Raw genomic sequence first — 25,285 nt, 5'->3', positions numbered from 1 at the left:
CAATTGATTATCTCGATCTACCCTTGAATATTTTATTACTCCCGCTTCACCTTCTTCCTAGCGTGCAAGGAGGTTGCCAGTATTTGAATTATCACTATAATGCCTGAAAAGTAATGAATACTTACAAGGGAGCAGGCACACTCTGCTAAGTTTTGTGCCCAGCTAAAAACAATTCAAAACAATATGAAAAATTTGCTCATTTGCTTAATGGCGCTAGTTGGCCTTTATGGATGTGCCTCCACTCCGCAAAGCCAAACTGTCCGTATCTGCGACGATCAAGGGTGTTCAGACCGTCCGCGCAACTCGTCAACATTCACTCCCGAATCTTCTATCAGCCCCGAAGAGAAACTAAAGATTCAGCAACTAACTGCACTGGCCGAAAAAGACCCACGCGCGGCCTTCGATTTGGGACTGCGATATTTCCGCGGTGATGGTATCACCCGCAATACTTATCAAGCACTGACCTGGATGCGTCATGCGGCAGAGCATGGCGATGTTGATGCCCAACTAGCTGTTGGCCGTTTCTATCTTATGGGACTGGAAGAAATGGGGTCAGACCCCGCTGAAGCCGAGTCCTGGCTCAGCCTGGCAGCGTCCAAGGGCAATCAAGAAGCCCAAAACCTGCTGAAGCAGGCTCAGGAAGCCAAAAAGAATGAGGTCGAATACAGAAGATGGCTCAATTTATACCGCCCTTATTGGCATGGGTATTGGTATAGCGGATATGCCTACCGTAGCTACTGGCGCGGTTCCTCTTGGTATTTTTATTAACCCCCCTGAAACTTTTAGCGAGATTTAGCATGTTCAAGAAAAAACTTTATGCCGCCATGGCACTTTTACCGTTGACACTAGCTGGCTGTGTCAGTACAGATGGCCCAGGACTGGGCGGAATGCTTTCGTCTGGCTCATCGCCGACCGCAGCCTCGGGTGCAGCAGCTGGCAGCACCAGCGCAGACGCCAACTCTAATCTGGAGCGCTGCGCAGCGCCTCTTGGCACCATTGCCATGGATGATGGTCGCGACAAGGAATGGTTTACGACTTTCGGCTCTGCCACCAAAGTCACCAGCATTGAGCCGCTTCTGCGTTTGGCAGTGCAGCAGTCCAACTGTTTTGTGATCACTGCTATTGGCAACAGCCGCACCGATGGTCGTATTTCCGCCATCACGGACAAGCAACGCAACTCTGGCGAATTCCGTGCCGGATCCAATCAACAGAAAGGCCAACGGGTTGCTGCAGATTACTTTCTTGAACCAGCGATCATCATCGATAATGACTCCACCGGTAAAATTGCAGGTGCCTTGGGCAGCCTGATTGGCAACGGCGTAGGCACATTGGCCGGCTCCCTGGAATCCAAAGTATCTGTAGTGACATTGTCGTTATACGATATCCGCTCTTCCGTGCAAATCGGCATTGCGGAAGGCAATGCAACCGCCACAAATTATGGTGCCGCGCTCGGTGCCTTTGGCGGTGGCGCAGCAGGCAGTTTGGGCGGCTTCTCACGTACGCCGGAAGGCAAGGCCACTGTTGCAGCATTCGTTGATGCCTACAACAAGATGGTTGTATCCCTGCGCCATTACAAGGCGCAAGAAGTTGAAGGCGGCCTGGGTACTGGGGGCAAATTGAAAGTTGGCAAGTAATTCCGCTTAATCAAAAGCTATAAAACCGTGGGGAAATGTCGCGATGACATTTCCCCTTTGTATTTTTAGATTATATTTTCCAAGCATTCTTACCCTGGCTTGGTCCAGCAGTACCAATCCATATTGAAGCAACTTGCCTCTTCTCGACTAGTGGCCAACTGTATTCGCCTTAACATGGACCAATTACTAGAAGCTGGTCAACGCTATTTCCCGTCCGCATCATTATAGATATACTCATAATCATGATTTTTATCCTATGATCCCAAACACCACCAGCAAATTATTAAGGGCACATCATGACCATGAACGAAATGATCCGGGCAGTGCAATCGGCATTGGGAGTGCAAGTCGATGGAAAGGCCGGCCCTGAAACCTGGGGTGCAATTTATCAAAAACTGGTACAGACAGAACAAACCGCCCCTCCTCCTCAACCCAATACTGCCGACCCCCGCAGCGAAAAACAAATTGCCACCCTCCTGCCTGAAGTACGCCCGCTTGCCCGGGCCCTGATCGAAAAAGCGGCGGCCGCTGGTATCAACATCAAGGTAATCAGCGGGCTACGCACTTACGAAGAACAAGATGCCCTGTATGCCCAGGGGCGTAGCGCTCCCGGTAATATTGTCACCAATGCCCGCGGCGGCTATTCTAACCACAACTTCGGTATTGCCTTTGATGTCGGCGTATTCGAGGGCAACCGCTACCTTGGCGATTCGCCCAAATACAAAGCCGTCGGCGTATTGGGCGAGGAGCTGGGGCTGGAATGGGGTGGCAACTGGAAAACGATAGTTGACCAGCCGCATTTCCAGCTCCGGCCCGCCTGGGCCACTAGCCTGGCTGAGCGGCAAATGCTTGCAGAACTACGTGGACGCCTTTCCTCCAATACTCCGGCGTTTGCTTGAAGGGAACAATACAAATGGCTGAAAACAAGACAGGCAGTTGGTGGCAGACAATCCCGGGGATACTGACAGCCATTGCCGGCATCATCACGGCGCTGACAGGACTGGTGGTGACAATTCAGCAAACCGGGTGGTTTGGCACAACGGAAACAGGCAAGCCAAACGTATCGAGCAACCAGGACCATCCCATCGTCAGCCAGCAAGCGCCTCCTGAAACCTCAATAACGCCAATTGCTGCCAGGGAAATCAAGCTACCCGATGGCAACAATGTGCGCATGGACAGCGGCACCGGTAACGAATTCCGCTATACCATTCTCTCCGCCACATCCACGCCCGAACCGCCAAACCAGCAACGCATCAGCCTGAAAATCCGCGCCTGGACCAACGCCGCTGGCGGCCTGAACTTCTGGAGCGACTCCTTCCGCCTGCAGGCAGGTGAAATACGCATCAAGCCAAGCAACTACCTTAATGAGCTTGTCGCACGGGACGAAACCAAGGACAGCCTGGTTGAATTTCTCATTGATCGTGACATGCCCGAAGCTACGCTGAGCATCACGGTCGGCGGGCTTAATTTCAGCGGTAACCAGCGTGAACTCAAGCTGCTATTGGAATAGCGCAATACACACGCATTCAGGCAAATAGCACATTCAGGTTAAACTAGCGTTTCATTCAAACGCTCAATTTATTCAATGTGGTCTGATATTTTCATGGGCCTGGGTGCCATTGGCCTCATGCTGCTGGGCATAGACTGGATGACGCGCGGCTTGAAAACCGCCGCTGGCCCCAGCTTCATGCAATTACTCCAACGCTGGACCGGCACGCCGCTACAAGGCATTTTTATCGGCAGCGTCAGTACGCTCGCGGTACAGTCTTCCACCGCGATCACCGTGGCCACCATCGGCTTTGCCAATGCCAACATTCTCTCCCTGTCCGCGGCTGCCTTTGTCATTTATGGCAGCAACCTCGGCAGTTCCCTGAGTGCCTGGGTGGTCGCCGTGGTCGGCGGCAGCTTCAAGCTGGATGATTTGGCATTGCCGATACTCGGTATCGCTGTCATGCTCAAATTGTTTAGCAAACAATCCCGGCGCCAAGGTATTGGAGAGGCATTTACCGGTTTTGCGCTGCTGTTTCTCGGGCTTGGATATCTCAAGACCAGTTTTGATACGGTCTTTGTCAATGTGGACTTTGCCTATCTCACGAGCCTGGGCGTTTGGGGCATCCTGCTTTCCATGTTGGCAGGTATTTTGCTCACCGTGGTAATGCAGGCCTCGCTGGCAGTGATTGCCCTGGTGGTAACCGCGGTTTCCACAGGTGCAGTGCCGCTGGAAATCGGGGCAGCCGTCGTGATCGGCTCCAATGTCGGCACCACATCCACCGCCCTGCTGGCCACCCTCGCCGCCACGGCTACTGCCAAGCGCGTGGCAAGCCTGCATGTATTGTTCAATGTGCTCACCGCAATTGTCGCGTTGCTATTGCTCAAGCCATTGCTTTGGGGCATTCAGGAAATCGCCCAGTTGGTGTTTCATGATGCCCAGCCCCAGTTCATCCTCGCGCTGTTCCACACTGCATTCAATGTATTGGGCGTAGTGCTGATGTACCCGCTGACCCCTCCATTGCTGCGCTGGCTGCAAACCAAGTTCAAGCATCCGGCCCACCAGGCCTCCTTCAGCCTGGATCAATCCAGCTTGGCTATTCCAAGCCTCGCAATCAAGGCCATGAGCCTCGAAGGCATGCGCGCCGGGCAACTGATCGCGCGCCAGGCGCTGATGATGGGGCAAACGCATGAGCTCGATACGCAACTGCTGGAAGATAACAAGCAGATATTAAAGAACCTGCACCACTACATTGCCCAGCTAGCCCAGCAAAGCATGTCCGCAGAAGAAGCCGAATCGCTGAACCTGCTGGTACAAAACCAGTTGCGCCTGTCCATGGCGCTGCAACTCCTGCCCAGCCTGGCACGGCACCTGGCTGAAAACCAGGCCGCGTTCAGCCTGGAAATACCCTACTGGCAAGCGCTCAGCGACAGCCCTTTGCCGCCTGACCGGACCGCATTGCGTAAAGCCTATCGCCAATTTGTTCGAGAGCGTCAACAGAAAAAACAGGCCATATTCCAGGAAGTACTGCACGAGCGCCTTGCGCATGAATCAGGTGGCGATGACTTGCTCAAACTGGCAGAAACGCGTCGTTTCAACCAGCAGCTCACCAAGGCTATGCTGGCATTCGATCAGTTACAAGCAAGTGACGACAAACCGCCGAGCTCCGTTGAGACAGGTGAACCAGCAGAGCAGGAACAAGCCGCCGCTTAAACAGCGGCCAAGCGCCAGAGAGAAGTCACCTCAGCCGCGCGCGCCTGGTGCAGAGGGTCTGATGCATCGCTGGCACGCGAGTGCCTGGGCTTTGCATCAATCCGTCCCAACACCTTGAGCCCGGCTGCTGCAACCATATCCAGCAACTGCTGGCGCGTTCGCAGGCCAAGGTGCTCGGCAATATCAGACATAACCAGCCAAGCCTCGCCCGCGGGTGCCAGATGTGCCGCCGCCCCGCTCAGGAACCCCTTGAGCATGGCGCTGTCCGGGTCGTAAATCGCATATTCGATTGCAGCGTTGGCCTTGGCCGGTATCCATGGCGGATTGCAGACAATCAAAGGCGCTTGTCCCTCTGGAAACAGGTTGCGTTCCAATATCTCAACCTGCTGCTCCAGCCCCAGTTTTTGCATATTGTCCCGTGCGCAGGCCAAAGCCCGTGCATCCTGATCGGTCGCCAATACCCGTTTGACCCCGCGCTTTGCCAGCACAGCAGCAAGCACGCCGCTGCCGGTGCCGATATCAAAGGCAAGTGACGTATCCGGCAGTGGTGCCTGGGCTACCAAGTCAACATATTCGCCCCGTACTGGTGAGAACACGCTGTAATGCGGATGGATACGCGCGCCCAGAGCGGGAACCTCAACCCCCTTCTTGCGCCACTCGTAGGCGCCGATCAAACCTTGCACCTCCCGCAATGAAACCAAGGCTCCCTGTTCCGCCTCGCCATATGCCTGCAGGCAAGCTTGCTTCACATCAGGAGCACGGCGCAATGCAATGTGGTAATCCGCCCCAAGCTCTACCAAAAGCATGCCTAGCACCCGGGCGCGTTGCGCCTGCGCCTGGCGGTGCAAGTGGAATGCCTCGGCAGGCTGCACCGAGGTTTTGGCTGACTTGCGATCCATACGGCGCGCCATTGCCTGCAACAGTTGGCGCGCATTCTGGAAATCGCCGCGCCATAGCAAGGCCGTACCTTCGCAAGCCAGGCGGTAGGCATGGTCAGCCTTGATGGTATCGTCGACCACTTGCACCCGGGCAGGCGGTTTGCTGTGGTTTTCCGAACGCCACAAGGCACTGCGCGCTTCACCGCCTTCTTGCCAGAGAACAACGGGATGGGGAGGAGATGCTGTACTCAAGTCAGAACTTTCTTTGTGCGTGATGCGTCATTAAGAGCCTGTTGATGATTATTTCATGGGGTACGCATGGCTTCAAAACGCGTCCGGTCAAGGCGCAGTCCGCAGGTAATGCTCATTGCCTTGCCAAGGATTTGCAACGCAGAGCGGGCGCATTTTGGGGCCATGCCCTTCGGGTTGTCCCGGCAGCGCAGCCGCTGCTGCGTTGCAAATCCTCGCCGTGCAATGAGCACGTCTGCGGTTTGCGCCTTGCTTCGACTACCCTGCCGGGACAACGTACCCCATGAAATAATCATCAACAGGCTCTAAACCTGTAGAATCAAAACAAACCTGATCCGGCCATTATAGATCATGACCCCTACTCCCCCGGATACCATTAAAGGACACATCATGCATCGAACGCTCATTCCCGCCTTGATTGCCTTATCCCTTGCCGCCTGCGGCGATGTCGCCAAACTCCCCGTCTCGGCAGGCATTGGCCCCAAGCCCGAATTGCCGGAGCCCCGCAGCAGCCTGATTCCAACCGTGCATGTTGCCACCGCAGTGGGCTGGCCGGAGGGAGCGACGCCCAGGGCCGCAGAAGGCACTGCCGTTAACGCCTTTGCCACAGACCTTGAGCACCCGCGCTGGCTGTATCAATTGCCGAATGGCGATATCCTCGTGGCAGAGACGAATAGCCCTCCAAAAGATGATGAAGGCTTCAGCCTGCGCGGCTGGTTCGCAAGCAAGTTCATGAAGCGGGGCGGCGCCGGCACTCCCAGCGCCAACCGCATTACCCTGTTGCGCGATACCGATGGCGACGGCGTGGCCGACCAGCGGTCGGTATTCCTCAAGGATTTGCATTCGCCATTCGGCATGGCGCTGATAGGTGATACATTTTATGTCGCCAATGCCGATGCCGTGGTTACCTTCCCCTACAAAGAAGGAGAAACCAGCATCAGCGCCCCTCCCACTAAACTGGTTGACCTGCCAGGCTTGCCGCGCAACCACCACTGGACCAAGAACCTGATCGCCAACGCTGACGGCAGCAAGCTTTATGTCACCGTCGGCTCAAACAGCAATATCGGCGAAAACGGCTTGGAGATAGAAGAAGGCCGCGCGGCCATTTGGGAAGTCGATGCACAAAACGGCGAGCACCGCATTTTTGCCTCCGGCCTGCGCAATCCTAACGGCCTGGCCTGGGAACCTGACAGCGGCGCCCTATGGACTGCGGTCAATGAGCGGGACGAAATCGGCAGCGATTTGGTGCCCGACTACATCACCTCGGTGCAGGATGGCGGCTTTTATGGCTGGCCATACAGCTATTACGGCAACCACGTTGATGTACGCGTACAACCGCAAAAACCCGAGCTGGTAGCCAAGGCCATCTCACCGGATTATGCCGTAGGGCCGCATACTGCATCACTGGGGTTGGCTGCAGCCAAAGGCAATACACTGCCTGAGCCATTCGCCAACGGCATGTTCATTGGCCAGCATGGCTCATGGAACCGCAAGCCCAGCAGCGGCTACAAGGTGCTGTTCGTTCCATTTGCAGATGGCAAGCCTGAAGGGAACCCTATTGATGTCCTCACCGGCTTTATCAACGAGCGCGGCGAGGCCCAGGGACGGCCGGTGGGCGTGCTGGTTGAACAAAAAGGTGCCCTGCTGGTTGCCGACGATGTTGGCAACACCATCTGGCGGGTGAGCTCAGCAGCATCAGCAAATTAATGAAGCAGGATACGGATTTTTTCCTGATCTAGCGGCAAGCCCCTTCAAGGGCTTGCCTGCGCTTTTACCGGCATGCTCTAATGCGCCATCTCAATCCCGAAGCCGTAGCGCTAACCGGAGTCTTGTATATGGCCAAGCCTTTTCTTCCCCTCGCAGTCAGCCTGAGTTTGCTGTTGGCTTTCCCTGTCGATGCTGCCAAGCCTGAGAAAGACGAAGCCAGGGACGTTGCCGTACGTTTTTTTGAAGATTACGCAGCGCTGCAAAAAAGCAACAAAGTAGTCGGTTTGCCCAATATACAACAGCTGGATGCCATTTCGCAGCACTTCATCCCCAAGTTGCACCGCATTTTCTATATTTCGCTACGCGAACAGCACCGTTGCCGCTCGCGGGGCAAAGCCACACCATGGACCAGCGGCGACCTTTTCACATCCAATGATGCCGGATTCAGCAGCTTCACCATCGAACCCAGCATTACCACCCAGCTTGGACGTCAGGCGACAGTGCATTTCCGCCTGGAAAAAGATGGCAAGACCCAGCGCTGGGATGATGAAGTGATCCTGCAGAAGGAAAACGGTCAGTGGATGATCTACGATATTGAATACCACGCACCGTTTGCAACAAACAAGGCCGGCAAGAGCCTGAAATCGGTCATCGACAAGAATCCTGCATGCTGAATTAGCGGTTTCAATAGCATCCGGCATATGCTAATGTACGCCTAATATTTAGGACACATAATATTTAGCTTCAAACGGATTTGCGATTGATAGTAGTAACTCTTACACACTTCCCGTCAGTATCTCCCACTGCCGCTGCCCGGGAGGCTGATCTTGCCGGATAATTTGCAAAGATCAGTCGCCCCCTCCTCCTTCGAATCCTATCTTGCCGAATCCACGCAGGCACTTTTTCTGGCTTTGGACGAGCGCGATGCTTATACCCACCAGCACTGCGACCGAGTTTCACTGCTTGCCCGCGAGATCGGCATGGCATGCAGCCTGGACCAGAGAGAGCTTGATCTCCTCGCCGTCGGCGCCCGGTTTCATGACATCGGGAAAATCGGTATTCCAGATAGCGTTCTGCTCAAGCCTGGCCCGTTGAATTCCGAGGAATGGGTCATGATGAAGATGCATCCAGCCAAAGGCGAGCGCCTGTTCCGCAATACGTTACACCCTCAGGCCGAGCAGATTGCCACTATCATCCGCCATCACCATGAGTGCTTTAACGGCAGCGGCTATCCGGACGGGCTGGTTGGCGACAATATCCCATTGGAATCCCGCATCCTGCTGATTGCCGATGCCTATGATGCCATGGCCACTACCCGACCATACCACCGTGCTCGCAACCACCGCGAAATCATTGATATTCTGGCAACAGAAGAAGGCATCAAGACCGACCCGGATGTGTTTGCATGCTTTATGCATGTGATTGAACGCAGCCCTGCACGTATAGATTAGCGCAGCTATACAAATACCTGCTGCCACAAGTCGCGTACCGCAGCCACTTCCGCCTCGACCTTGGCAAGGGGTACGCGGGCCTTGCTGTCTCCCTGCAAACGAATCGCATGCTGGCAGCGCCGGTAATCACGGTATGCCTGCGCCACCTGGTGCGCAAGCGCTGCGTCCACCAATCCCAACCTTCCCAATATTTCCAGCAAGGCAATATTGCCCAGGTTGCGCGTCAGTTCCGGATATTGTTGCGCATGCGCCAGGACTAGGTACTGTACGATAAACTCGACATCGACAATCCCGCCGCTATCATGCTTCAGGTCGAACAGGTCGCCATGGTTGGGATGAGCCTGGTGCATTTTCTGCCGCATGGCAACCACTTCTGCGGCAAGCGTTTGTTTATCTCGTGGCTGGCATAATACTTCTTTGCGAATGCGCTCGAATATGGCGCCAATGGCTTGACTGCCCGCACAGAACCTTGCCCGGGTCAGCGCCTGGTGCTCCCAGACCCAGGCTTTTTCCTGCTGATAGGTCTTGAACGCCTGCACCGAGCTGACCAGCAGGCCGCTCGCGCCATCCGGCCGTAATTGCATATCGGTTTCATACAGGGCGCCTGCCGATGTCATGCTGCTCAGCCAGGTATTGATGCGCTGGCCCAGCTTGGCATACATCTCACCGGCCTCTGGTGCCTCATCATCATAGAGGAAGATGATATCAAGGTCGGAAGCATAGCCGAGCTCCTTGCCGCCCAGCTTGCCATAGCCAATAACGGCAAACTGCGGCTCATCACGATGCCGGTTGCGCAGGCTGGGCCAGATCGTCTTGATGGCGACATCGAGAATAATATCGGCCAATGCGCTCAGGTAATCCGACAGTGTTTCAAGTGCCAGCTCTCCTGCGACGTCCTTGGCGGCAAAGCGGAACACGGCCGCATGCTTGAAATGCCGCATTTCGTCCATTTGCCTTTCAACATCCCCATCCAGTGCCTGAATCCGCTGTTCAAGGTCTGCATGCATCGCAGCAAAATCCGGTGCGGCATAAAGATTACGCGTATCCAACAACTCATCGAGCAAAATAGGATGCTGGGTAAGATATTGCGCAAGCCAGGGACTGGCGCCGACGATACGTATCACCAACGTCAATGCCGAAGGATACTCGGCGAGCAGGGCAAGATAGCTCGCACGCCGGCAGATGCTATCCAGAAGGTCGGCTACGCGAATCAGTGCCTGGTCCGGGTTGGGTTCATGCGCAGCCTCGGCAATCGCCAGTGGTATCAAGGTATCAAAACGCTGGCGGCTTATTTCCGGCAATTGCTTGTAACGCGGGCTTTCATGCAGGCTCAGCAGCTTGCGTAAGGTTTCTTCCGGCTCTGCATAGCCGAACTGCGCCATGGCCGCTACCGCATCGGCGCCTTCAACCTGGCGTTTCCACAGCGCTGCTTCCTGCTGCTGCGTCGTGTCTTTCTGGATACGCTCCTCCGCCGGATCACTGAACACTTCCTCAAAATGACGCTGCACCAAACTGCGATGCAGCTCCAATGCAGCCAGGAATGCATCCCAGCTTTCGTAGCCCATCCCCAGCGCAATCCTGCCCCGGCTCTCTTCATTGGCAGGAATATCCTGAGTCTGGGTATCTTCAAGATATTGCAGCCTGTGCTCCAGGTTGCGCAGGAAGATATAAGCGGCTTTTAACTCACGCACCGTGGTGGCAGGCAACAAGCCCTTTGACCTAAGCAAGCCAAGTACGGCAAGGGTGGACTTGATCTGCAGGCTGGCATCCCTGCCGCCGCGGATAAGCTGGAACACCTGGGCAATGAACTCCACCTCGCGGATACCGCCACGGCCCAGCTTGATGTTGTCATGCATATCGCGCCGGTTGACATCCCGCTGTATCTGCAGCTTGAGATCGCGCATAGAGGCCAGGGCGCCGAAGTCGAGGTATTTGCGAAAAACAAACGGACGCAGCAACTTGCTCAGCCCCTGGTCCGGGCCAGCCACCACCCTGCCCTTGATCCAGGCATAGCGCTCCCATTCACGCCCCTGATTCTGGTAATACTCCTCCAGCATGGAAAAACTACAAGCCAGCGGACCTTCTGAGCCATAAGGCCTGAGGCGCATGTCCACGCGGAACACAAAGCCATCCTCGGTGATTTCATCAATCGCGGCAATCAGGCGCTTGGCGAGGCGCGTGAAAAAATCCACGTTACTAATGGATTTCGCACCATCGGTTTCGCCATCCTCGGCAAACGCAAAAATCAGGTCGATATCTGAAGACACGTTGAGTTCATGCCCGCCCAACTTGCCCATGCCCACCACGGTAAAATGCTGGCGCTCGCCGCTCTCTTCACCAATAGGCCGGCCATATTGCGTCTCCAGCCAGGGCGTGAGATGGTGCAAGGCAAATTGCAGGCTGATTTCAGCCAGCGTGCTCACCACCTGCATGACTTCGTCAAGGCCGCCCAAGCCATTCAGATCACGCACGATCAGGCGCAACATCACACGCTGGCGCAATTTGCGCAGTGCCCGCTTGAGGCTGTTATCGTCTACAACGTTTTGATTGTCCAGCCAGGTTTGCATTTCTTCCGCGGACCAGGCCTGGTGCAGACTAGCGCCAAGCTCTGACAACAAAACCGCATCGCTGTTGACCAGGCGCGCAATGAACGAGCTGCACTTTATGGCATGCAATAAATATTGTTCATCCTGCGATAAGTCTGTATCTGGCTGCAAAATCTGTGATAGTGTGCGCATCGTGAATTTGTAAATGAAATGTTATAATTCGCTTCCTAACGTTACAAGGTGATACAGCAAGTGACTTCACCTCGACTCATAACCTCATTATAGAGTTTTGAAGGAGTATTTATGTCGTCCATTGAATCCGTGCTGACGGAAACGCGCATTTTTGCACCGCGCGATGCATTCCGTCAGGCCGCCACCGTATCGGGCTTGGAAGGCTATCAAGCCTTGTGCGATGCGGCTGAACAGGATTACACAGGCTTCTGGGCCGATCTGGCCCGGCAGGAAATCAACTGGCAGACCCCGTTTACCGAGGTCCTGGACGAATCCGATGCTCCTTTTTACCGCTGGTTTGCCGACGGCAAACTCAATGCTTCCTACAACTGTATAGACCGTCACCTGGAAAAGCGCGCCAACAAGATCGCGCTGATCTTCGAGGCTGACGATGGCGCAATCACCAACATTACCTACAAGGAACTGCACCAGCGTGTATGCCGCTTTGCCAACGCATTGAAAAAGCAAGGCATCGGCCTGGGCGACCGCGTCATCATCTACCTGCCGATGAGCATAGAAGCCATCGTCGCCATGCAGGCCTGCGCCCGTATCGGCGCCATTCACTCCGTCGTATTCGGCGGTTTCTCGGCCAAGAGCCTGCACGAGCGCATCGTCGATGTCGGCGCCAAACTTGTCATTACCGCCGATGGCGGCGTGCGCGGCGGCAAGCCGGTTGCCCTCAAGGCTGCAGTGGACGAGGCTATTAGCCAGGGCGGATGCGAAGCCATAAAAAAAGTCATCGTCTATCAACGTACAGGCATTGATATCGCCTGGCATGCCGAGCGCGATCTCTGGTGGCACGAGATAGAGTCTGCTGAAAGCGACTATTGCGAACCGGTCTGGGTTGACGCGGAACATCCGCTCTTCATCCTATACACTTCCGGCTCTACCGGCACGCCCAAGGGCGTGCAGCACTCCACCGGCGGCTACCTGCTTGGCGCCATCACGAGCATGAAGTGGGTATTCGACCACAAGGCCACGGACATTTACTGGTGTACGGCCGATGTGGGCTGGATTACCGGCCATAGCTATGTTGCCTACGGCCCGCTGGCATTGGGCAGCACTCAGGTAGTTTTTGAAGGCGTGCCCACCTATCCGGATGCCGGCCGCTTCTGGCAAATGGTCGAACGCCACAAGGTCAGCATTTTCTATACCGCCCCCACCGCAATCCGCTCCCTCATCAAACTGGGTGGCGACCTGCCAAACCGCTATGACCTCTCCAGCCTGCGCCTGCTCGGTACAGTGGGTGAACCGATCAATCCAGAAGCCTGGATGTGGTATCACAAGGTCGTCGGCAAGGAACGCTGCCCGATTGCCGACACCTGGTGGCAGACCGAGACCGGCTCGCACATGATTGCTCCCCTGCCCGGTGCGATCAACCTCAAGCCCGGCTCCTGTACACGTCCGCTGCCCGGCATCATCATGGATATCGTCGAGGAAGACGGCACCCACATCGACGGCACTGGCGGCGGCCTGCTTGTCGTGAAAAAACCCTGGCCTTCCATGATCCGCAATATCTGGGGCAACCCCGAGCGTTTCAGGAAAGCCTATTTCCCGGAAGAACTCAAGGGTCTCTACCTGGCGGGCGATTCCGCGCACCGCGACGAAGACGGCTATTTCTGGATCATGGGCCGCATCGACGACGTGCTCAACGTATCCGGCCACCGCCTGGGCACCATGGAAATCGAGTCAGCGCTGGTTGCCAACCCGCTCGTTGCTGAAGCTGCGATCGTGGGCAGGCCGCACGAAATCAAGGGTGAATCCATCGTGGCCTATGTCGTCCTCAAGGGTGAGCGCCCTGAAGGCGACGACGCAAAAACCATTGCAGCACAATTACGCGACTGGGTAGGCAAGGAAATCGGCCCGATTGCCAAGCCGGATGAAATCCGCTTTGGCGAAAACCTGCCCAAGACCCGCTCCGGCAAGATCATGCGCCGCCTGCTGCGCTCCCTGGCCAAAGGCGAAGAAATCACCTCGGATATTTCAACCCTGGATAATCCGGCGATCCTGGAGCAACTTAAACAGACAGTGGGTTAAGCCAGCACTGCACTCGCTCACCAAGGGCGAGCGCAGCGAAGCCAAGGCGGGTTTGACTTCCCTTCCATGGGACCGCACCGAGCAGCGCAGGGGATGTCGCGGGCAATTGGGTCGCCTTTTGGCTTCGCTGCGCTCGCCCTTGGTTTTAGAGAGGTTTACTGCCCGCTTTTTACAAGCGCATGCTGATAGATATTGGCTGCACGCACACCACCCTTGCAGAAACCAAGAATAGGCGTCGGCAAGTCTGGAAGCAGTGCCGCCAATTCATCTACCTGGGCCTGGGTCAACTGACCTTGAACCACTGGGATATGCACATACTTGAGACCGTTGGATTCGGCCGCCTGGCGTATTTCCTCGCTCTTTGGCTGCTCAGGGCCGCCTTCACCATCAGGGCGGTTATTGATAATGGTCTTGAAACCCGCTGAAACAGCCTCGGGCACCTGGTCTACGGTCAGCTGTGGACAGCTGCTGAACTGCTCGTTGATGTTTTTGATATTGATCGTCATAGTTGCTCCTCCTGTAACGACGTCAATATATCATGAGAGCCCAGTCCCATCACGCCTCAGGAAGCCAACTCGTCCGCATAGTTATAACTCAGCGGCCATTGCCAATGCGCGGAAGCCGGATTGGTCAGCTGGCGCAGATGCTCTGCCACTCTTTCGATCAGGGCGGTATCCAGCTCTGCATTCAGCCCTTGATAAGGTTTGCCATGGTAATCGCCATTGAATGCCAGCACATCCGCCACCGAATGATTTGCCTCAAACAACGCCTTGATGCGCTGGCACTCCTTGTCCTCAGGCGTCACCAGGCGCAGCGAGTACAGGATGCCCAGCGCCGCACCGAACTCCAGCATGGGAGTGGCAATGCCATGACGTGCGGCAAGCTCTATACTGCCCATGATGCGCTCCTTGCGCTGCAGCTTGCGCAACGGATCGCGACCAATACGGCGGCATGGGTCCTTGAAGGAGGCCTTACAGCGGGAAATAAAGCTATTGACGAATGAAGTGTTGATGTACTCGGCCAATGCCGGGTTTTCGCGGAGCATGGCCGGCTTGATTTCGTTATTGACCAGGCGCTTGACCAGCATGACTACACGTTCGTCCCCCATGCCCTGACCTATGGTCTGGTAACCAAGCAGGCTGGCATACCAGGCAATGATCGCATGGGTGCCATTCAGGAGCCGGTTCTTGATCGCCTGGATTTCGGCAATGTTGTCCACGGTCTGCACCTGGCGCAAGCGCTCGAGTATCTTGCCGCCCTTCTTGGCATAAAGCACCATGTCCGGCCCGCTTTCAAACAAAGTAACGCCCAACTGGTCCAGGGCACGGTTGAGATGGGAGGCATGGCGCAACTGGCTCACGATCTTGCCAAGGTCAGGCTCGGCCAGGAGCGCAGCCTCCTGATGCAGGGGCGCCACATTGCCGGCAGGGCCCAGCAGCTTATGCTGGGTATGCTTTTCAAAACTAGCGAAATTAATCCTCACCTGCTTCAATAGAATTTCTTTCGGTATTTTTGACACCATGCGGTTAACCACGGTTTCGGTAAAACACGCAATCTCCATCACCTGCTCAACTTGCTGGACGCCCAGCATGCGCTGCATGGCTTCCCTCACCTGGCGCTTCACGAATGCCGCACCGCCCAGCTTGTTGAGCACTACAAGAATGGTGAGCGGTCTTGCACCGTTCTGGTAACGCGCAATCAGCCCCTTGGCAATCATGCCGGCCTGCTGCTTGATCGCAGCTTCCGGCAGGCACAGGCCGATAATTTCCGAAACGGCATACATATCACACACCGCAGCCTCATCTGCCATATCGATCAGGCGAATACGGTCTATGGCCTGCTGAAATGCCAGATTGCCGTAGCTCACCTCGTACTTGCCAAACGCATTGACCAGGCTGCGCAGCGTCGCATTTTTACTGGCGCCGATAATTTCATAGGGCCGGGTATAGCCATCCCAATGTGAGAAAATCTGCGCAAGATATCCGCCCCCCATCGCACCAAAACCATGAATACCAGCCCGCACATGGTTGACTGTCTGTGGGAAGGCGTCGGTCAGCTTGGGTTTGGGCAGATTGGGTGTGAACTTGGTGAGATCGGCGAGGAAATCCGGCATGCTTTCGTATGCCTGGTAAGCCAGTTGTTTGATTTCCGGCCGTGGTTCCTTGATATCTTTCACCAGGATAGGCAGGCCGCCAGCCCCTGAAGCAGACAGCAAACCGTTTTCTGAATCTTCGAACATCAAGCAATGCTCGGGCAGGCAATTAAGCTCTGCGGCGGCAGTGCGGAAAATCTCGGGATGGGGCTTGCCCTGCTTGACCTCGTCGCCACACACCGTGATGTCGAAATATTTCATGACATTGGCATTGATTAGGTATTCCTCGGCAATCGCACGGCGGCTGGATGTCGCTACCGCCATCAACAAGCCATTGCGTTTGAGGCGCTCGAGGATTTCATACAGGCCCGGCTTTATCGGCACGCCATGCTTGCGCACATGCGCCAGTTCCAGCTCATCTGCACGCTTGCGGATCGCGGCATATGGATAGTGTTCGCCATAACGGCTTTTGGCGAGCTCTTCTGCCCTTTTGGCACTCAGGCCCAGGGAGCCGATCAGGATTTCATCGCTGATGGTTTCGCCGAATAATTCGGCAGAAGCTTGCTTGATGGTGGTAAAGCGGAGGCGTTCAGTATCGAACATGGTGCCATCCATATCAAATATGGCGGCATGGATGAGTCTTTCCTTGAAAATCATTAAAAATCCTTAACACTGATGATTACGCGGGTTCACCTCGATAGTGAAATGAATGATGACTTTTTTACCATAACATATTTTCGTTACTGTTCGGCTATTTGGTCTTTCGATTCAATCTGATGCGATGAAGAACACCCGGAATTCGCCAGTACCCTAACGATCTTGAAAACGGCTTGCTTGTAGGACTGAGGCAACATTTGTACCGGTGACACGATGCCTGTCCGTTGATTGCCATCCGCCTGAAAAAACTTTGGTTCCGGATTTTTATCGATGCGTTAATATCCGCTAGGAACATAGTTCGGGAAGCCGTTGTCTTCTATTGTGTCAGCTCGAGATTGACACCCTTGCCCCGAGGATCAACCGATAAAAATCAAGAAAGGAGCCTCAATGATATTCAGGCAACTGTTTGACCAGGAATCCTCTACCTATACCTATCTGCTCGGCGATGAATCCAGCAAGGAAGCATTGTTGATCGACCCCGTGGATTCAGGATTCCAGCATTACCTCACATTGCTGGAACAACATGGCCTGGTACTGAAATACTCCCTGGAAACCCACGTGCATGCCGACCATATTACGGCCAGCGGCCTGTTGCGCCAGGAAACCAACACCCTCACAGGCATCGGCAGCCATTGCAATGCCTTGTCTGCCGACCTGCAATTGCAGCATGGGGACCAGCTAAGCCTGGGCCAGCACACCGTCCATGTGCTGGCAACGCCGGGCCATACGGTAGGCAGCGTCAGTTACCTGGTGGATGACCGCGTGTTCACCGGAGATTCATTATTGATCAATGGCTGTGGACGGACTGATTTTCAGGGAGGGGACGCCGGGACGCTTTATGACAGCATCACCAACAAGCTGTTCACATTGCCGGATGAAACACTGGTCTATCCGGGACATGATTACAAGGGTTATCGCGTCAGTGCCATAGGCCAGGAAAAAGCCATCAACCCACGGCTGGCAGGCAAGTCACGGGAGGCATTCATTGCCATCATGCAGGCACTGGATCTGCCAAAACCTGAGATGCTCGATGTGGCAGTACCAGCCAACAGGAAATTGGGGATAGAAGCCCTGCCCCATGGCTAAGTAGGACTTGCGCAAGCAACCCCGACAAATATCCCAGATCATTTTAAATTAACTAATCCCAAGAGAATCTTTTATGGACGAGCTAAGTGAGTACCTGCGGCAACAAAAAGCCTTTAAAACCCACCAGCCTGAGGAAATCAAATTTATCAACAAACTCAAGCTGCGCCAGCTCACTTATCCCGCAGGCAGGATTCTGGTAAAAGAAGGTGCCAGTTCGGCACAGCTTTATACCCTGCTTGATGGCTGGGCCTACCGTTACCGCACACTCAAGAACGGCAACCGCCAGATCCTCAACTTCCTGTTGCCGGGAGATTTGATCGGGTTGCAGCAGAACCTGCTGGACAACAGCGACAGCAGTGTACAATCGTTGACGCCGGTGACATTGTGCGAACTCGACAAGAACAGGCTCTGGTCGCTTTATGAGCATTACCCTGCCCTGGCATACGATATCACCTGGCTGTGTGCCCAAGAGGAACGCGTTGTCGATGACAACCTGGTCAATGTCGGCGCGCGCAGCGGATTGGAGAAAATCGCCATGCTGCTGTTGCATCTCTACAAACGCTACAAGTCGATCTATCCCACGCCCGGCAAAAGCATTCCTTTTCCGCTGACCCAGCAGGAAATCGCCGACTCACTGGGCTTGTCGCTTGCCCACACCAACAAGACACTGCGCAAGCTGGAAAAGCTCGGGCTGCATAGCATCGGTAACAATATGCTGACCATCTATGATGAAAAAATGCTGGCAAGCCTGGCGGATTATTTCTATGCGCCGTTAAAACCCCGGCCCTTGCTTTGCTGAGACTGATCCTGGCATATGACTATGCCCAGCTGAAGCTCACCCACTCCTCACCGAAAGTCAGACGCAAACCACCGGCGGCTGCAACAGTTTCCAACGCAGCCTGGTCAATGATATTGGCGCGCACGCTTGGCTTGGGCTTGACCTGATTGGCATCATACAAGGAGCGTGTTATTTCCACACACACAGACTTGGGTTCTTTTTGCTCGATACGCAAGGTAGCAGGTTCGCTCAGCCTGTCCTCGAAATAGCACAGCAGCGCCAACCAGGCATAAAGAAACGGCTGGTGACGCACTTCATCAAGATCCTGGGTATCACTGGGTACATAATCCAGCTTGATGTCACGCAAAGCCAGTGAGGCCGTCATCAAGGCAATCCCCTGGCGCAACACTTCGGCCGGGATCGCCGTGCCTTTCGCTTCCGGCTCCCATGTCTGCAAGGCGCGTATTCCTGTGACGGCCTCGGCCAGTTGCTGGTCCATCCGCTCAACTGGCTCGTTCAGCATTGCCTTGTTTACCTCGCCTCTGGACAGCAGGCGCCGTACGATGGACACACTCATGCGCGCAATTGAAATCGGGCCGACCAGGCCATGTCTCAAGGTAGGAAAAACCCGCATGAATATCTCATGCCTGATACCGGCGACCACCCACTCCTGCTGTTGTTGTATTGTTATTGGAGATTCCAATGCATTCAACCTTGTCAAATAGATTGCAGTATGGGTTCCAGGGTAGCAATATCTATCGGTTTTTCCAGGTAGAAATCAAACAACTCACTGGCTTCCACTCCGAGGTCACTCTTGGCAAACCCACTTACCGCAACAAACTTTGGTAATTTTTCCGGCAACAATGCACGTAATTGCTTGACCAGTGCAAGCCCTGAGATATCCGGAAGATTCAAGTCCATGAATACGACATCATAATCATCCAGGGAAACTGCGCGCGCTGCATCAGCACCCGCCATGACATAATCCACCTGAAAGCCGAACATTTCCAGCAATTCCTTGAACGTTTCCGCCGCTGCCTGATAATCTTCGACAATCAACGCCCGTCGCACCTGTTTATCCAAGTCCCCTCCGTTTTTTTATTGTGAGTTGTTCCGAGTGCAGTTATTTGGTAAGCACAGTTGTTTGCATTATAGAAAAACCCGAGACTCAGCAATATGATGTTTCACATATTGATTAAAGCCTATCGCGTCAGCCGGTCGATTCAGGGGCATCATACCCCTGAACATAAAAACAGCGGAACTCCGGCACAAAAAGGTAAAATAGCGCCTTTGCCCAGCTTTCAAAGTCTTATATGTCCAGCTTGAGTTCAGAAATCCAGCGCCGTCGCACCTTTGCGATTATCTCCCACCCGGATGCGGGTAAAACCACCCTCACCGAAAAACTCCTCTGGTTCGGCGGTGCCATCCAGGTAGCGGGCGAGGTGCGCGGACGCAAGGCAGCGCGCCATGCCACCTCAGACTGGATGGAGCTGGAAAAGCAGCGCGGTATTTCCGTCACATCCTCGGTGATGCAGTTCCCCTACCGCGAGCATATGGTCAACCTGCTCGATACCCCGGGCCACGACGACTTTTCCGAAGATACCTACCGCACCCTGACTGCCGTGGATTCCGCCGTCATGGTGATTGACTCGGTCAACGGCGTGGAAGCGCAAACCATCAAGCTGCTCAATGTCTGCCGCATGCGCGATACGCCCATCCTCACCTTCATCAACAAGCTGGACCGGGAATCGCGCGCGCCCATCGAATTGCTCGACGAGATCGAATCCACATTGGGTATGCAATGCGCCCCCATGACCTGGCCGATAGGCATGGGCAAGAGCTTCCGCGGGGTCTACCATTTATACAATGACACGATCAGCTTCTTCGATCCTCATGCGGAAAAAGGCACGGCGGAAATCATCCAGGGCCTGGACAACCCGCGCCTGGACGAACTGATCGGCTCGCAAGCGGATAACCTGCGTGTGGATGTAGAATTGGTGCGCGGCGCTTCCAATGCTTTCGACAAACAGGCCTACCTCAATGGCAAGCAAACCCCGGTATTCTTCGGCTCGGCCATCAACAACTTCGGCGTACAATCGCTGCTGGATGCCGTTATTGAACTGTCCCCCGCGCCGCTGCCGCGCAACACCGCCAGCCGGAGCGTGGCGCCTGAGGAAGAGAAATTCTCGGGCTTTGTCTTCAAGATACAAGCCAACATGGACCCCAAGCACCGCGACCGCATTGCATTTCTGCGCATCTGCTCCGGGCGTTTTGAACGCGGCATGAAAATCAAGCAGGTGGCGAGTGGCAAGACATTATCGGTGAACAATGCCATCACTTTCATGGCACAGGATAGAACCACCATGGATGAGGCTTACTCCGGTGACATCATCGGCATTCCCAACCATGGTACGGTCAAGCTGGGCGACACCTTTACCGAAGGTGAGAACCTCAAATTCATCGGCATTCCTTCATTTGCGCCGGAATACTTCCGCCGGGCGCGCATCAAGAACCCAATGAAAATGAAGCAGCTACAGATCGGCCTCAAGCAACTTGCCGAAGAAGGCGCCTCGCAACTGTTCAAGCCTTTGCTTTCCAATGACCTGATCTTGGGTGCAATCGGCACTTTGCAATTCGACGTAGTCGCTCATCGTCTGGAACATGAATATGGCGTGGATGTGGTATTCGAGAATTACGATTGCTCAACCGCGCGCTGGCTGCGCGGCCCGGATGCCGACCTCAAGGCGATTGCGGACAAGTACGGTTTCAATGTCGCACTCGACGGCAATGATGAGTACGTCTATCTCGCGCCTAACCGCGTCAACCTGCAAATGGCGCAGGAACGCTACCCAGAGCTTGAGTTCCTGGAAACTCGCGAGATATTCTAGCGGGATATGAAACCGCAGACAGCACACTGCCCCTGCCATAGCGGCCTTGCCTACCGCCAGTGCTGCGCGCGCTGGCATGAAGGAGAAGCCGCACCCAGCGCCGAAGCGCTCATGCGCTCGCGCTATGCGGCCTATGTATTGGGGCTGGAAGACTATTTGCTTAAGACCTGGCACCCGTCCACCCGCCCTTCTGTACTCAGGCTTGCCGACGAGCAGCCAGCTAAATGGCTGGGACTGGATATACTCCGGCATGAGAATACTGGAGAAGACCTGGCAGAAGTCGAGTTTGTCGCCCGATACAAGGTAAACGGCAAGGCGGAAAAACTGCACGAGGCCAGTCGCTTTGTCTGCCAGGCAGGACAGTGGCTTTATCTCGACGGCGACTTCATCGAGGCCTGAGCATGAAGATCCTCTTCATCCACCAGAATTTCCCCGGGCAATTTCGCCACATTGCGCAATCGCTGATCGATGAAGGCACGCACCAGGTACTGAGCCTGTGCGAGGCGCATGCCCCCGGCATGCAAGGCGTGCAACGCATGGAATACAAGCCTGCCCGCACAACCACCCAGGGGGTGCATGCTTATCTGGCACCGGTAGAGGAACATGTGATCCGCGGCCAGAGCGTCGCGCGCGCTTTGCTGCATTTGAAGGAGCGCGGCTATCATCCTGATATCATCGTCGCCCATATGGGCTGGGGCGAGGCCATCTATCCCAAGGACATATATCCCGATGTGCCACTTGTCACGTTCTTCGAGTTCTTCTATCAGTCAACAGGCGCCGATGCGGGCTTCGACCCCGAATACCCGCTCGCCCTGGACGACTTCCTGCGCATCCGCACCAAGAACATCACCAACCTGCTCTCGCTGCATGCGGCAGATATCGGCATCAGCCCCACCGCATGGCAGCGCAACCTCTACCCGCTGGAATACCGGCACAAGATTCGCCTGATCCATGAAGGCATCAACACCGATGCCGCCCGCCCCGACCCGACGGCCTGGGTCAAGCTGGGTTCCGGATTGACACTGACACGGACTGACGAGGTAATCACTTATGCGGCACGCAACCTGGAGCCTTACCGCGGCTTCCATGTCTTCATGCGTACTCTCCCGGAGATTCTCAGGCGCCGTCCGAATTGCCACGTGCTGATTGTCGGTGGCGACGAGGTCAGTTATGGCCGCAAATTGCCGGATGGACAAAGTTATCGCACCAAGCTGCTGCAGGAAGTTCCGGGCATAGACCTCAACCGCGTGCACTTCCTCGGCAAACTGCCCTATCAGCAATACCTGCGCGTGCTGCAGGTTTCCTCAGCGCACATCTACCTCACTGTGCCTTTCGTGTTGTCCTGGTCCATGCTCGAAGCCATGTCAGCAGGCTGTCTGGTGATAGGCTCACGTACCGCGCCGGTAGAAGAAGTCATTCATCATGAAGAAAACGGGCTGCTGGTGGATTTCTTTTCAAGCCAGCAATTGGCTGATGCAGTGGACAGGGTGTTGTCTGCTTCAGACCAATTACAAGCCATGCGTGACGCGGCAAGAGCCACCATTCTGGAACGCTACCCCTTACCGGAGGGAATTAACGCTTATCGCGATCTGTTCAATGACCTGCTGAAACGCCCGCCGGTTTAAACAAGCCATCAAGCGATAGGCAGCAATACCTCCACCAGCAAGCCGCCACCCGTGCGATTTTGCAGATAGATACTGCCTCCGTGCAGGTCGAGCACCTGCTTGGTGATTGCCAGTCCCAAGCCGTGGCCAGTGACACTGCCGGAACTGTCCGCGCGGTAAAAAGGCTGAAAAATCTTGCCCAGTTCAGCCTCCGGAATACCCGCACCACTATCTGAAATCGCCACAATAATATGGCCGTTGCTTAACCGGGTTCCCAACATGACCTCGCTGGAATCCGGGCTATACTTGATAGCGTTGCGCAAGATGTTTTCCAACGCACGGTACAAAAGGTCAGGCTGGGCCTCTATCTCGGCGTTAATCGCGATATTGCTCTGTATATCCACATGCTTGGCCGAGGCCTCGAAACGCGCATCCTCCACCACGCCTTCCAGCAGCTCTCCGAGCATGAGCCTTTCCTTCTTGATGGCCATAATGCCGGACTCCAGCCGGGATAGCTCAAGGACTTCACCCAGCAGCTTATCCATGCGCACCGACTCCATCTCGATACGGTCCAGGGTAGACTCCAGCCGCTCCGGATTTTGTTTGGCCAGCCCGATACCCACCTGCAGGCGTGCCAGCGGCGAGCGCATTTCATGTGAGACATAATGCAGCAAGCGTTTTTGTCCTTGAATCGATGCATCCAACTGCTCGGTCATGCGGTCGAAACCATGCCCGAGGTCGGCGAGCTCATCCCGGCGCCGGCCCATGGCCGGGCTGACTTTAGCTTTGAGGTTGCCGCCCGCCGCTCGTTCGAATGCATTACGCAACACCTTGATCGGATGGGAAACATACCAAGCCAACAGGCCGGCAAACATCAGGCTTGCAATCAAGCCTACCCATACTGGAGTCCAGGGGAATATAGGCCCTTGCGGCCCTGGGGGCGGCCTGCCTCCCTCGGGCGGAGGGCCAGGCGGCCGCATGCCGCCACGCATGTCCTGGCCTGGCGGCCTTCCGGAACGAGCCCCCATATGGCGTCCATCGAGCACAAACAGGCGGAATGCCCTGCCATCCGGCGCTTGGCCAATCACAACGCCACGTTCCGAATCCAATAGCTCGTCTATATAGGAAGGCAAGGGCCGCTGCAACAGCTCTTGTTCTGCCTCATTTACCGCATAAACCTGTGGCATGGGCTTGCTGGACCACTGCTGCAACAAATCGGACAAGGCAGCCTCGCCGCCATGGTGCAAGGCGCCGGCTGCCGCTTCGAGCAATGCCATCCCCATCGGATCACTGCGCAGTTCACGCTCCAGCCGCTCGCTGGCCTGATTGGCAGAGAACCAGAAAAACAGGCTCACGCCGATGATGGACGTCATCTGCGCCAGCACAAAAAAGAAAAAGAACTTCCAGAACAAACGGCCCATGGCTATTCTTTTATCAATTGATACCCCATGCGGTATACGGTTTGTATGCATTGGCGGCCATCGGCAAGAACACCCAGCTTCTGCCGGATGCTGCTCAGATGCACGTCAATGGTACGGTCAAAGCGCGACAATGGCCGCCCCAGGCCGAGCGTAGAGAGATCGCTTTTGCTTACCACGCGTCCGGCTTGCCTCACTAGGACCTCAAGCAAGTTGAATTCCGTGCTGGTCAGATTGACTGGTTGTCCTGCCCACTCGACCAACCGCCTCTCAGGCCAGAGCGAAAGTGCTCCTACCGTAATATGTACTTGTTGCTGTTCGCTTGAAGGCATGATGCGGCGCAAGATAGCCCTGATCCGCGCCACAAGTTCGCGAGGCGTACATGGCTTGGGCACATAATCGTCAGCCCCGAGCTCAAGGCCGACGATGCGGTGTTCGTCATCACCCTTGGCCGTCAGCATCAACACCGGCACATTGCTGGAAGCACGGATGCGCCGCAGCACTTCTATACCATTGAGCTTGGGCATCATGACGTCCAGCACGATTAATGAAGGAGCTAGCGATTCTGCATAAACAATGCCGGTTTCTCCGTCATGGGCACACTCTACCTCAAAACCCTCTTGCACAAGGTACTCCCTGATCAACTTGACCAGCTCCACATCATCATCAATACTTTAACCATAGGATTTTAAGAGCCTGTTCAATGTCATTTCATGAGGTACGCATGGTTTCAAAACGCGTCCGGTCAAGGCGCGGGCCGCAGGTGATGTTTATTACCTCGCCAAGGACTGCAACGCGGAGCGGGCGCGTTTGGGGCCCATGCCCTC

Annotated in this window: 22 protein-coding genes; 14 read left to right on the top strand and 8 right to left on the bottom strand. The window is 55.2% G+C overall.

The genetic code is table 11. The features are described from left to right. Nucleotides 1-207 precede the first annotated feature (207 nt). From LG198_RS02285 to LG198_RS02265, 5 genes are all read left to right on the top strand, one after another. Complete coding sequence (locus LG198_RS02285; protein WP_230341551.1) at nucleotides 208-768, top strand: tetratricopeptide repeat protein; 561 nt, start codon at nucleotides 208-210, stop codon at nucleotides 766-768. Between the two features lie 29 nt (nucleotides 769-797). Next, a complete protein-coding gene (locus tag LG198_RS02280; RefSeq protein WP_230341550.1) occupies nucleotides 798-1,634 on the top strand; it encodes a hypothetical protein in 837 nt (278 codons plus the stop codon). A gap of 296 nt (nucleotides 1,635-1,930) precedes the next feature. Beyond that, complete coding sequence (locus LG198_RS02275; RefSeq protein WP_230341549.1) at nucleotides 1,931-2,533, top strand: M15 family metallopeptidase; 603 nt, start codon at nucleotides 1,931-1,933, stop codon at nucleotides 2,531-2,533. A 14-nt stretch (nucleotides 2,534-2,547) separates the two neighbouring features. Continuing rightward, nucleotides 2,548-3,144 (top strand): hypothetical protein, encoded by a 597-nt coding sequence (locus tag LG198_RS02270; RefSeq protein ID WP_230341548.1) that lies wholly within the window; start codon nucleotides 2,548-2,550, stop codon nucleotides 3,142-3,144. A gap of 75 nt (nucleotides 3,145-3,219) precedes the next feature. Beyond that, nucleotides 3,220-4,836 (top strand): Na/Pi cotransporter family protein, encoded by a 1,617-nt coding sequence (locus tag LG198_RS02265; protein ID WP_230341547.1) that lies wholly within the window; start codon nucleotides 3,220-3,222, stop codon nucleotides 4,834-4,836. On the opposite strand, the gene LG198_RS02260 is transcribed toward LG198_RS02265, so the two are convergent. Then, nucleotides 4,833-5,966: a methyltransferase gene (locus LG198_RS02260; RefSeq protein ID WP_230341546.1), complete on the bottom strand. Its 1,134-nt coding sequence runs from the start codon at nucleotides 5,964-5,966 to the stop codon at nucleotides 4,833-4,835. The two genes, LG198_RS02265 and LG198_RS02260, sit on opposite strands and share 4 nt — an antisense overlap. Nucleotides 5,967-6,353: 387 nt before the next feature. Here LG198_RS02260 and LG198_RS02255 point away from each other — a divergent pair, with 387 nt between their 5' ends. From LG198_RS02255 to LG198_RS02245, 3 genes are all read left to right on the top strand, one after another. Next, nucleotides 6,354-7,670 (top strand): PQQ-dependent sugar dehydrogenase, encoded by a 1,317-nt coding sequence (locus LG198_RS02255; protein ID WP_230341545.1) that lies wholly within the window; start codon nucleotides 6,354-6,356, stop codon nucleotides 7,668-7,670. A gap of 80 nt (nucleotides 7,671-7,750) precedes the next feature. Continuing rightward, the gene (locus LG198_RS02250) at nucleotides 7,751-8,344 is read left to right on the top strand and encodes a DUF3828 domain-containing protein (protein ID WP_230341544.1); all 594 of its coding nucleotides are present in this window, start codon (nucleotides 7,751-7,753) and stop codon (nucleotides 8,342-8,344) included. A gap of 153 nt (nucleotides 8,345-8,497) precedes the next feature. Further along, a complete protein-coding gene (locus LG198_RS02245) occupies nucleotides 8,498-9,121 on the top strand; it encodes an HD-GYP domain-containing protein (protein ID WP_230341543.1) in 624 nt (207 codons plus the stop codon). A 5-nt stretch (nucleotides 9,122-9,126) separates the two neighbouring features. Here the strand turns inward: LG198_RS02245 and glnE are convergent, their stop codons facing one another. After that, complete coding sequence (glnE, locus tag LG198_RS02240) at nucleotides 9,127-11,859, bottom strand: bifunctional [glutamate--ammonia ligase]-adenylyl-L-tyrosine phosphorylase/[glutamate--ammonia-ligase] adenylyltransferase (RefSeq protein ID WP_230341542.1); 2,733 nt, start codon at nucleotides 11,857-11,859, stop codon at nucleotides 9,127-9,129. A 111-nt stretch (nucleotides 11,860-11,970) separates the two neighbouring features. Between glnE and acs the strand changes: the two genes are divergently transcribed. Beyond that, a complete protein-coding gene (acs, locus tag LG198_RS02235) occupies nucleotides 11,971-13,935 on the top strand; it encodes an acetate--CoA ligase (RefSeq protein ID WP_230341541.1) in 1,965 nt (654 codons plus the stop codon). A gap of 155 nt (nucleotides 13,936-14,090) precedes the next feature. Here acs and LG198_RS02230 read toward each other — a convergent pair whose 3' ends face one another. After that, entirely contained in the window at nucleotides 14,091-14,441 is a 351-nt protein-coding gene (locus LG198_RS02230; RefSeq protein ID WP_230341540.1) for a TIGR01244 family sulfur transferase, read from the bottom strand. Between the two features lie 56 nt (nucleotides 14,442-14,497). Beyond that, on the bottom strand, nucleotides 14,498-16,684 hold the full coding sequence (gene mtlD / locus LG198_RS02225; protein WP_230341539.1) for a bifunctional mannitol-1-phosphate dehydrogenase/phosphatase: 2,187 nt from the start codon (nucleotides 16,682-16,684) through the stop codon (nucleotides 14,498-14,500). Between the two features lie 390 nt (nucleotides 16,685-17,074). Here mtlD and LG198_RS02220 point away from each other — a divergent pair, with 390 nt between their 5' ends. Together LG198_RS02220 and LG198_RS02215 are read left to right on the top strand one after the other, a co-directional pair. Continuing rightward, nucleotides 17,075-17,770: an MBL fold metallo-hydrolase gene (locus LG198_RS02220; protein ID WP_456085631.1), complete on the top strand. Its 696-nt coding sequence runs from the start codon at nucleotides 17,075-17,077 to the stop codon at nucleotides 17,768-17,770. 73 nt (nucleotides 17,771-17,843) lie between these two features. Next, the gene (locus tag LG198_RS02215; protein WP_230341537.1) at nucleotides 17,844-18,569 is read left to right on the top strand and encodes a Crp/Fnr family transcriptional regulator; all 726 of its coding nucleotides are present in this window, start codon (nucleotides 17,844-17,846) and stop codon (nucleotides 18,567-18,569) included. A 19-nt stretch (nucleotides 18,570-18,588) separates the two neighbouring features. Here LG198_RS02215 and LG198_RS02210 read toward each other — a convergent pair whose 3' ends face one another. Together LG198_RS02210 and LG198_RS02205 are read right to left on the bottom strand one after the other, a co-directional pair. Continuing rightward, nucleotides 18,589-19,251 (bottom strand): hypothetical protein, encoded by a 663-nt coding sequence (locus LG198_RS02210; protein ID WP_230341536.1) that lies wholly within the window; start codon nucleotides 19,249-19,251, stop codon nucleotides 18,589-18,591. A 14-nt stretch (nucleotides 19,252-19,265) separates the two neighbouring features. Further along, nucleotides 19,266-19,631 (bottom strand): response regulator, encoded by a 366-nt coding sequence (locus LG198_RS02205; protein WP_230341535.1) that lies wholly within the window; start codon nucleotides 19,629-19,631, stop codon nucleotides 19,266-19,268. 230 nt (nucleotides 19,632-19,861) lie between these two features. Here LG198_RS02205 and LG198_RS02200 point away from each other — a divergent pair, with 230 nt between their 5' ends. Genes LG198_RS02200 through LG198_RS02190 form a run of 3 tightly spaced genes read left to right on the top strand, consistent with a single transcriptional unit; the run spans nucleotide 19,862 to nucleotide 23,061 of the window. Further along, nucleotides 19,862-21,436, top strand: coding sequence for a peptide chain release factor 3 (locus LG198_RS02200; protein ID WP_230341534.1), 1,575 nt, complete (start codon nucleotides 19,862-19,864; stop codon nucleotides 21,434-21,436). Between the two features lie 6 nt (nucleotides 21,437-21,442). Then, complete coding sequence (locus LG198_RS02195; protein WP_230341533.1) at nucleotides 21,443-21,835, top strand: YchJ family protein; 393 nt, start codon at nucleotides 21,443-21,445, stop codon at nucleotides 21,833-21,835. A 2-nt stretch (nucleotides 21,836-21,837) separates the two neighbouring features. After that, nucleotides 21,838-23,061: a glycosyltransferase family 4 protein gene (locus tag LG198_RS02190; RefSeq protein ID WP_230341532.1), complete on the top strand. Its 1,224-nt coding sequence runs from the start codon at nucleotides 21,838-21,840 to the stop codon at nucleotides 23,059-23,061. Nucleotides 23,062-23,069: 8 nt separating this feature from the next. Here the strand turns inward: LG198_RS02190 and LG198_RS02185 are convergent, their stop codons facing one another. Together LG198_RS02185 and LG198_RS02180 are read right to left on the bottom strand one after the other, a co-directional pair. Further along, entirely contained in the window at nucleotides 23,070-24,461 is a 1,392-nt protein-coding gene (locus tag LG198_RS02185) for a HAMP domain-containing sensor histidine kinase (RefSeq protein ID WP_230341531.1), read from the bottom strand. A gap of 2 nt (nucleotides 24,462-24,463) precedes the next feature. Beyond that, complete coding sequence (locus LG198_RS02180) at nucleotides 24,464-25,129, bottom strand: response regulator transcription factor (RefSeq protein WP_230342044.1); 666 nt, start codon at nucleotides 25,127-25,129, stop codon at nucleotides 24,464-24,466. Nucleotides 25,130-25,285 lie beyond the last annotated feature (156 nt).

Source organism: Methylobacillus arboreus, assembly GCF_020532725.1.
Lineage (GTDB): Bacteria > Pseudomonadota > Gammaproteobacteria > Burkholderiales > Methylophilaceae > Methylobacillus > Methylobacillus arboreus.
Note: the sequence above shows the minus strand (reverse complement) of the source record. Positions and strands in the feature narration are given on the sequence as shown.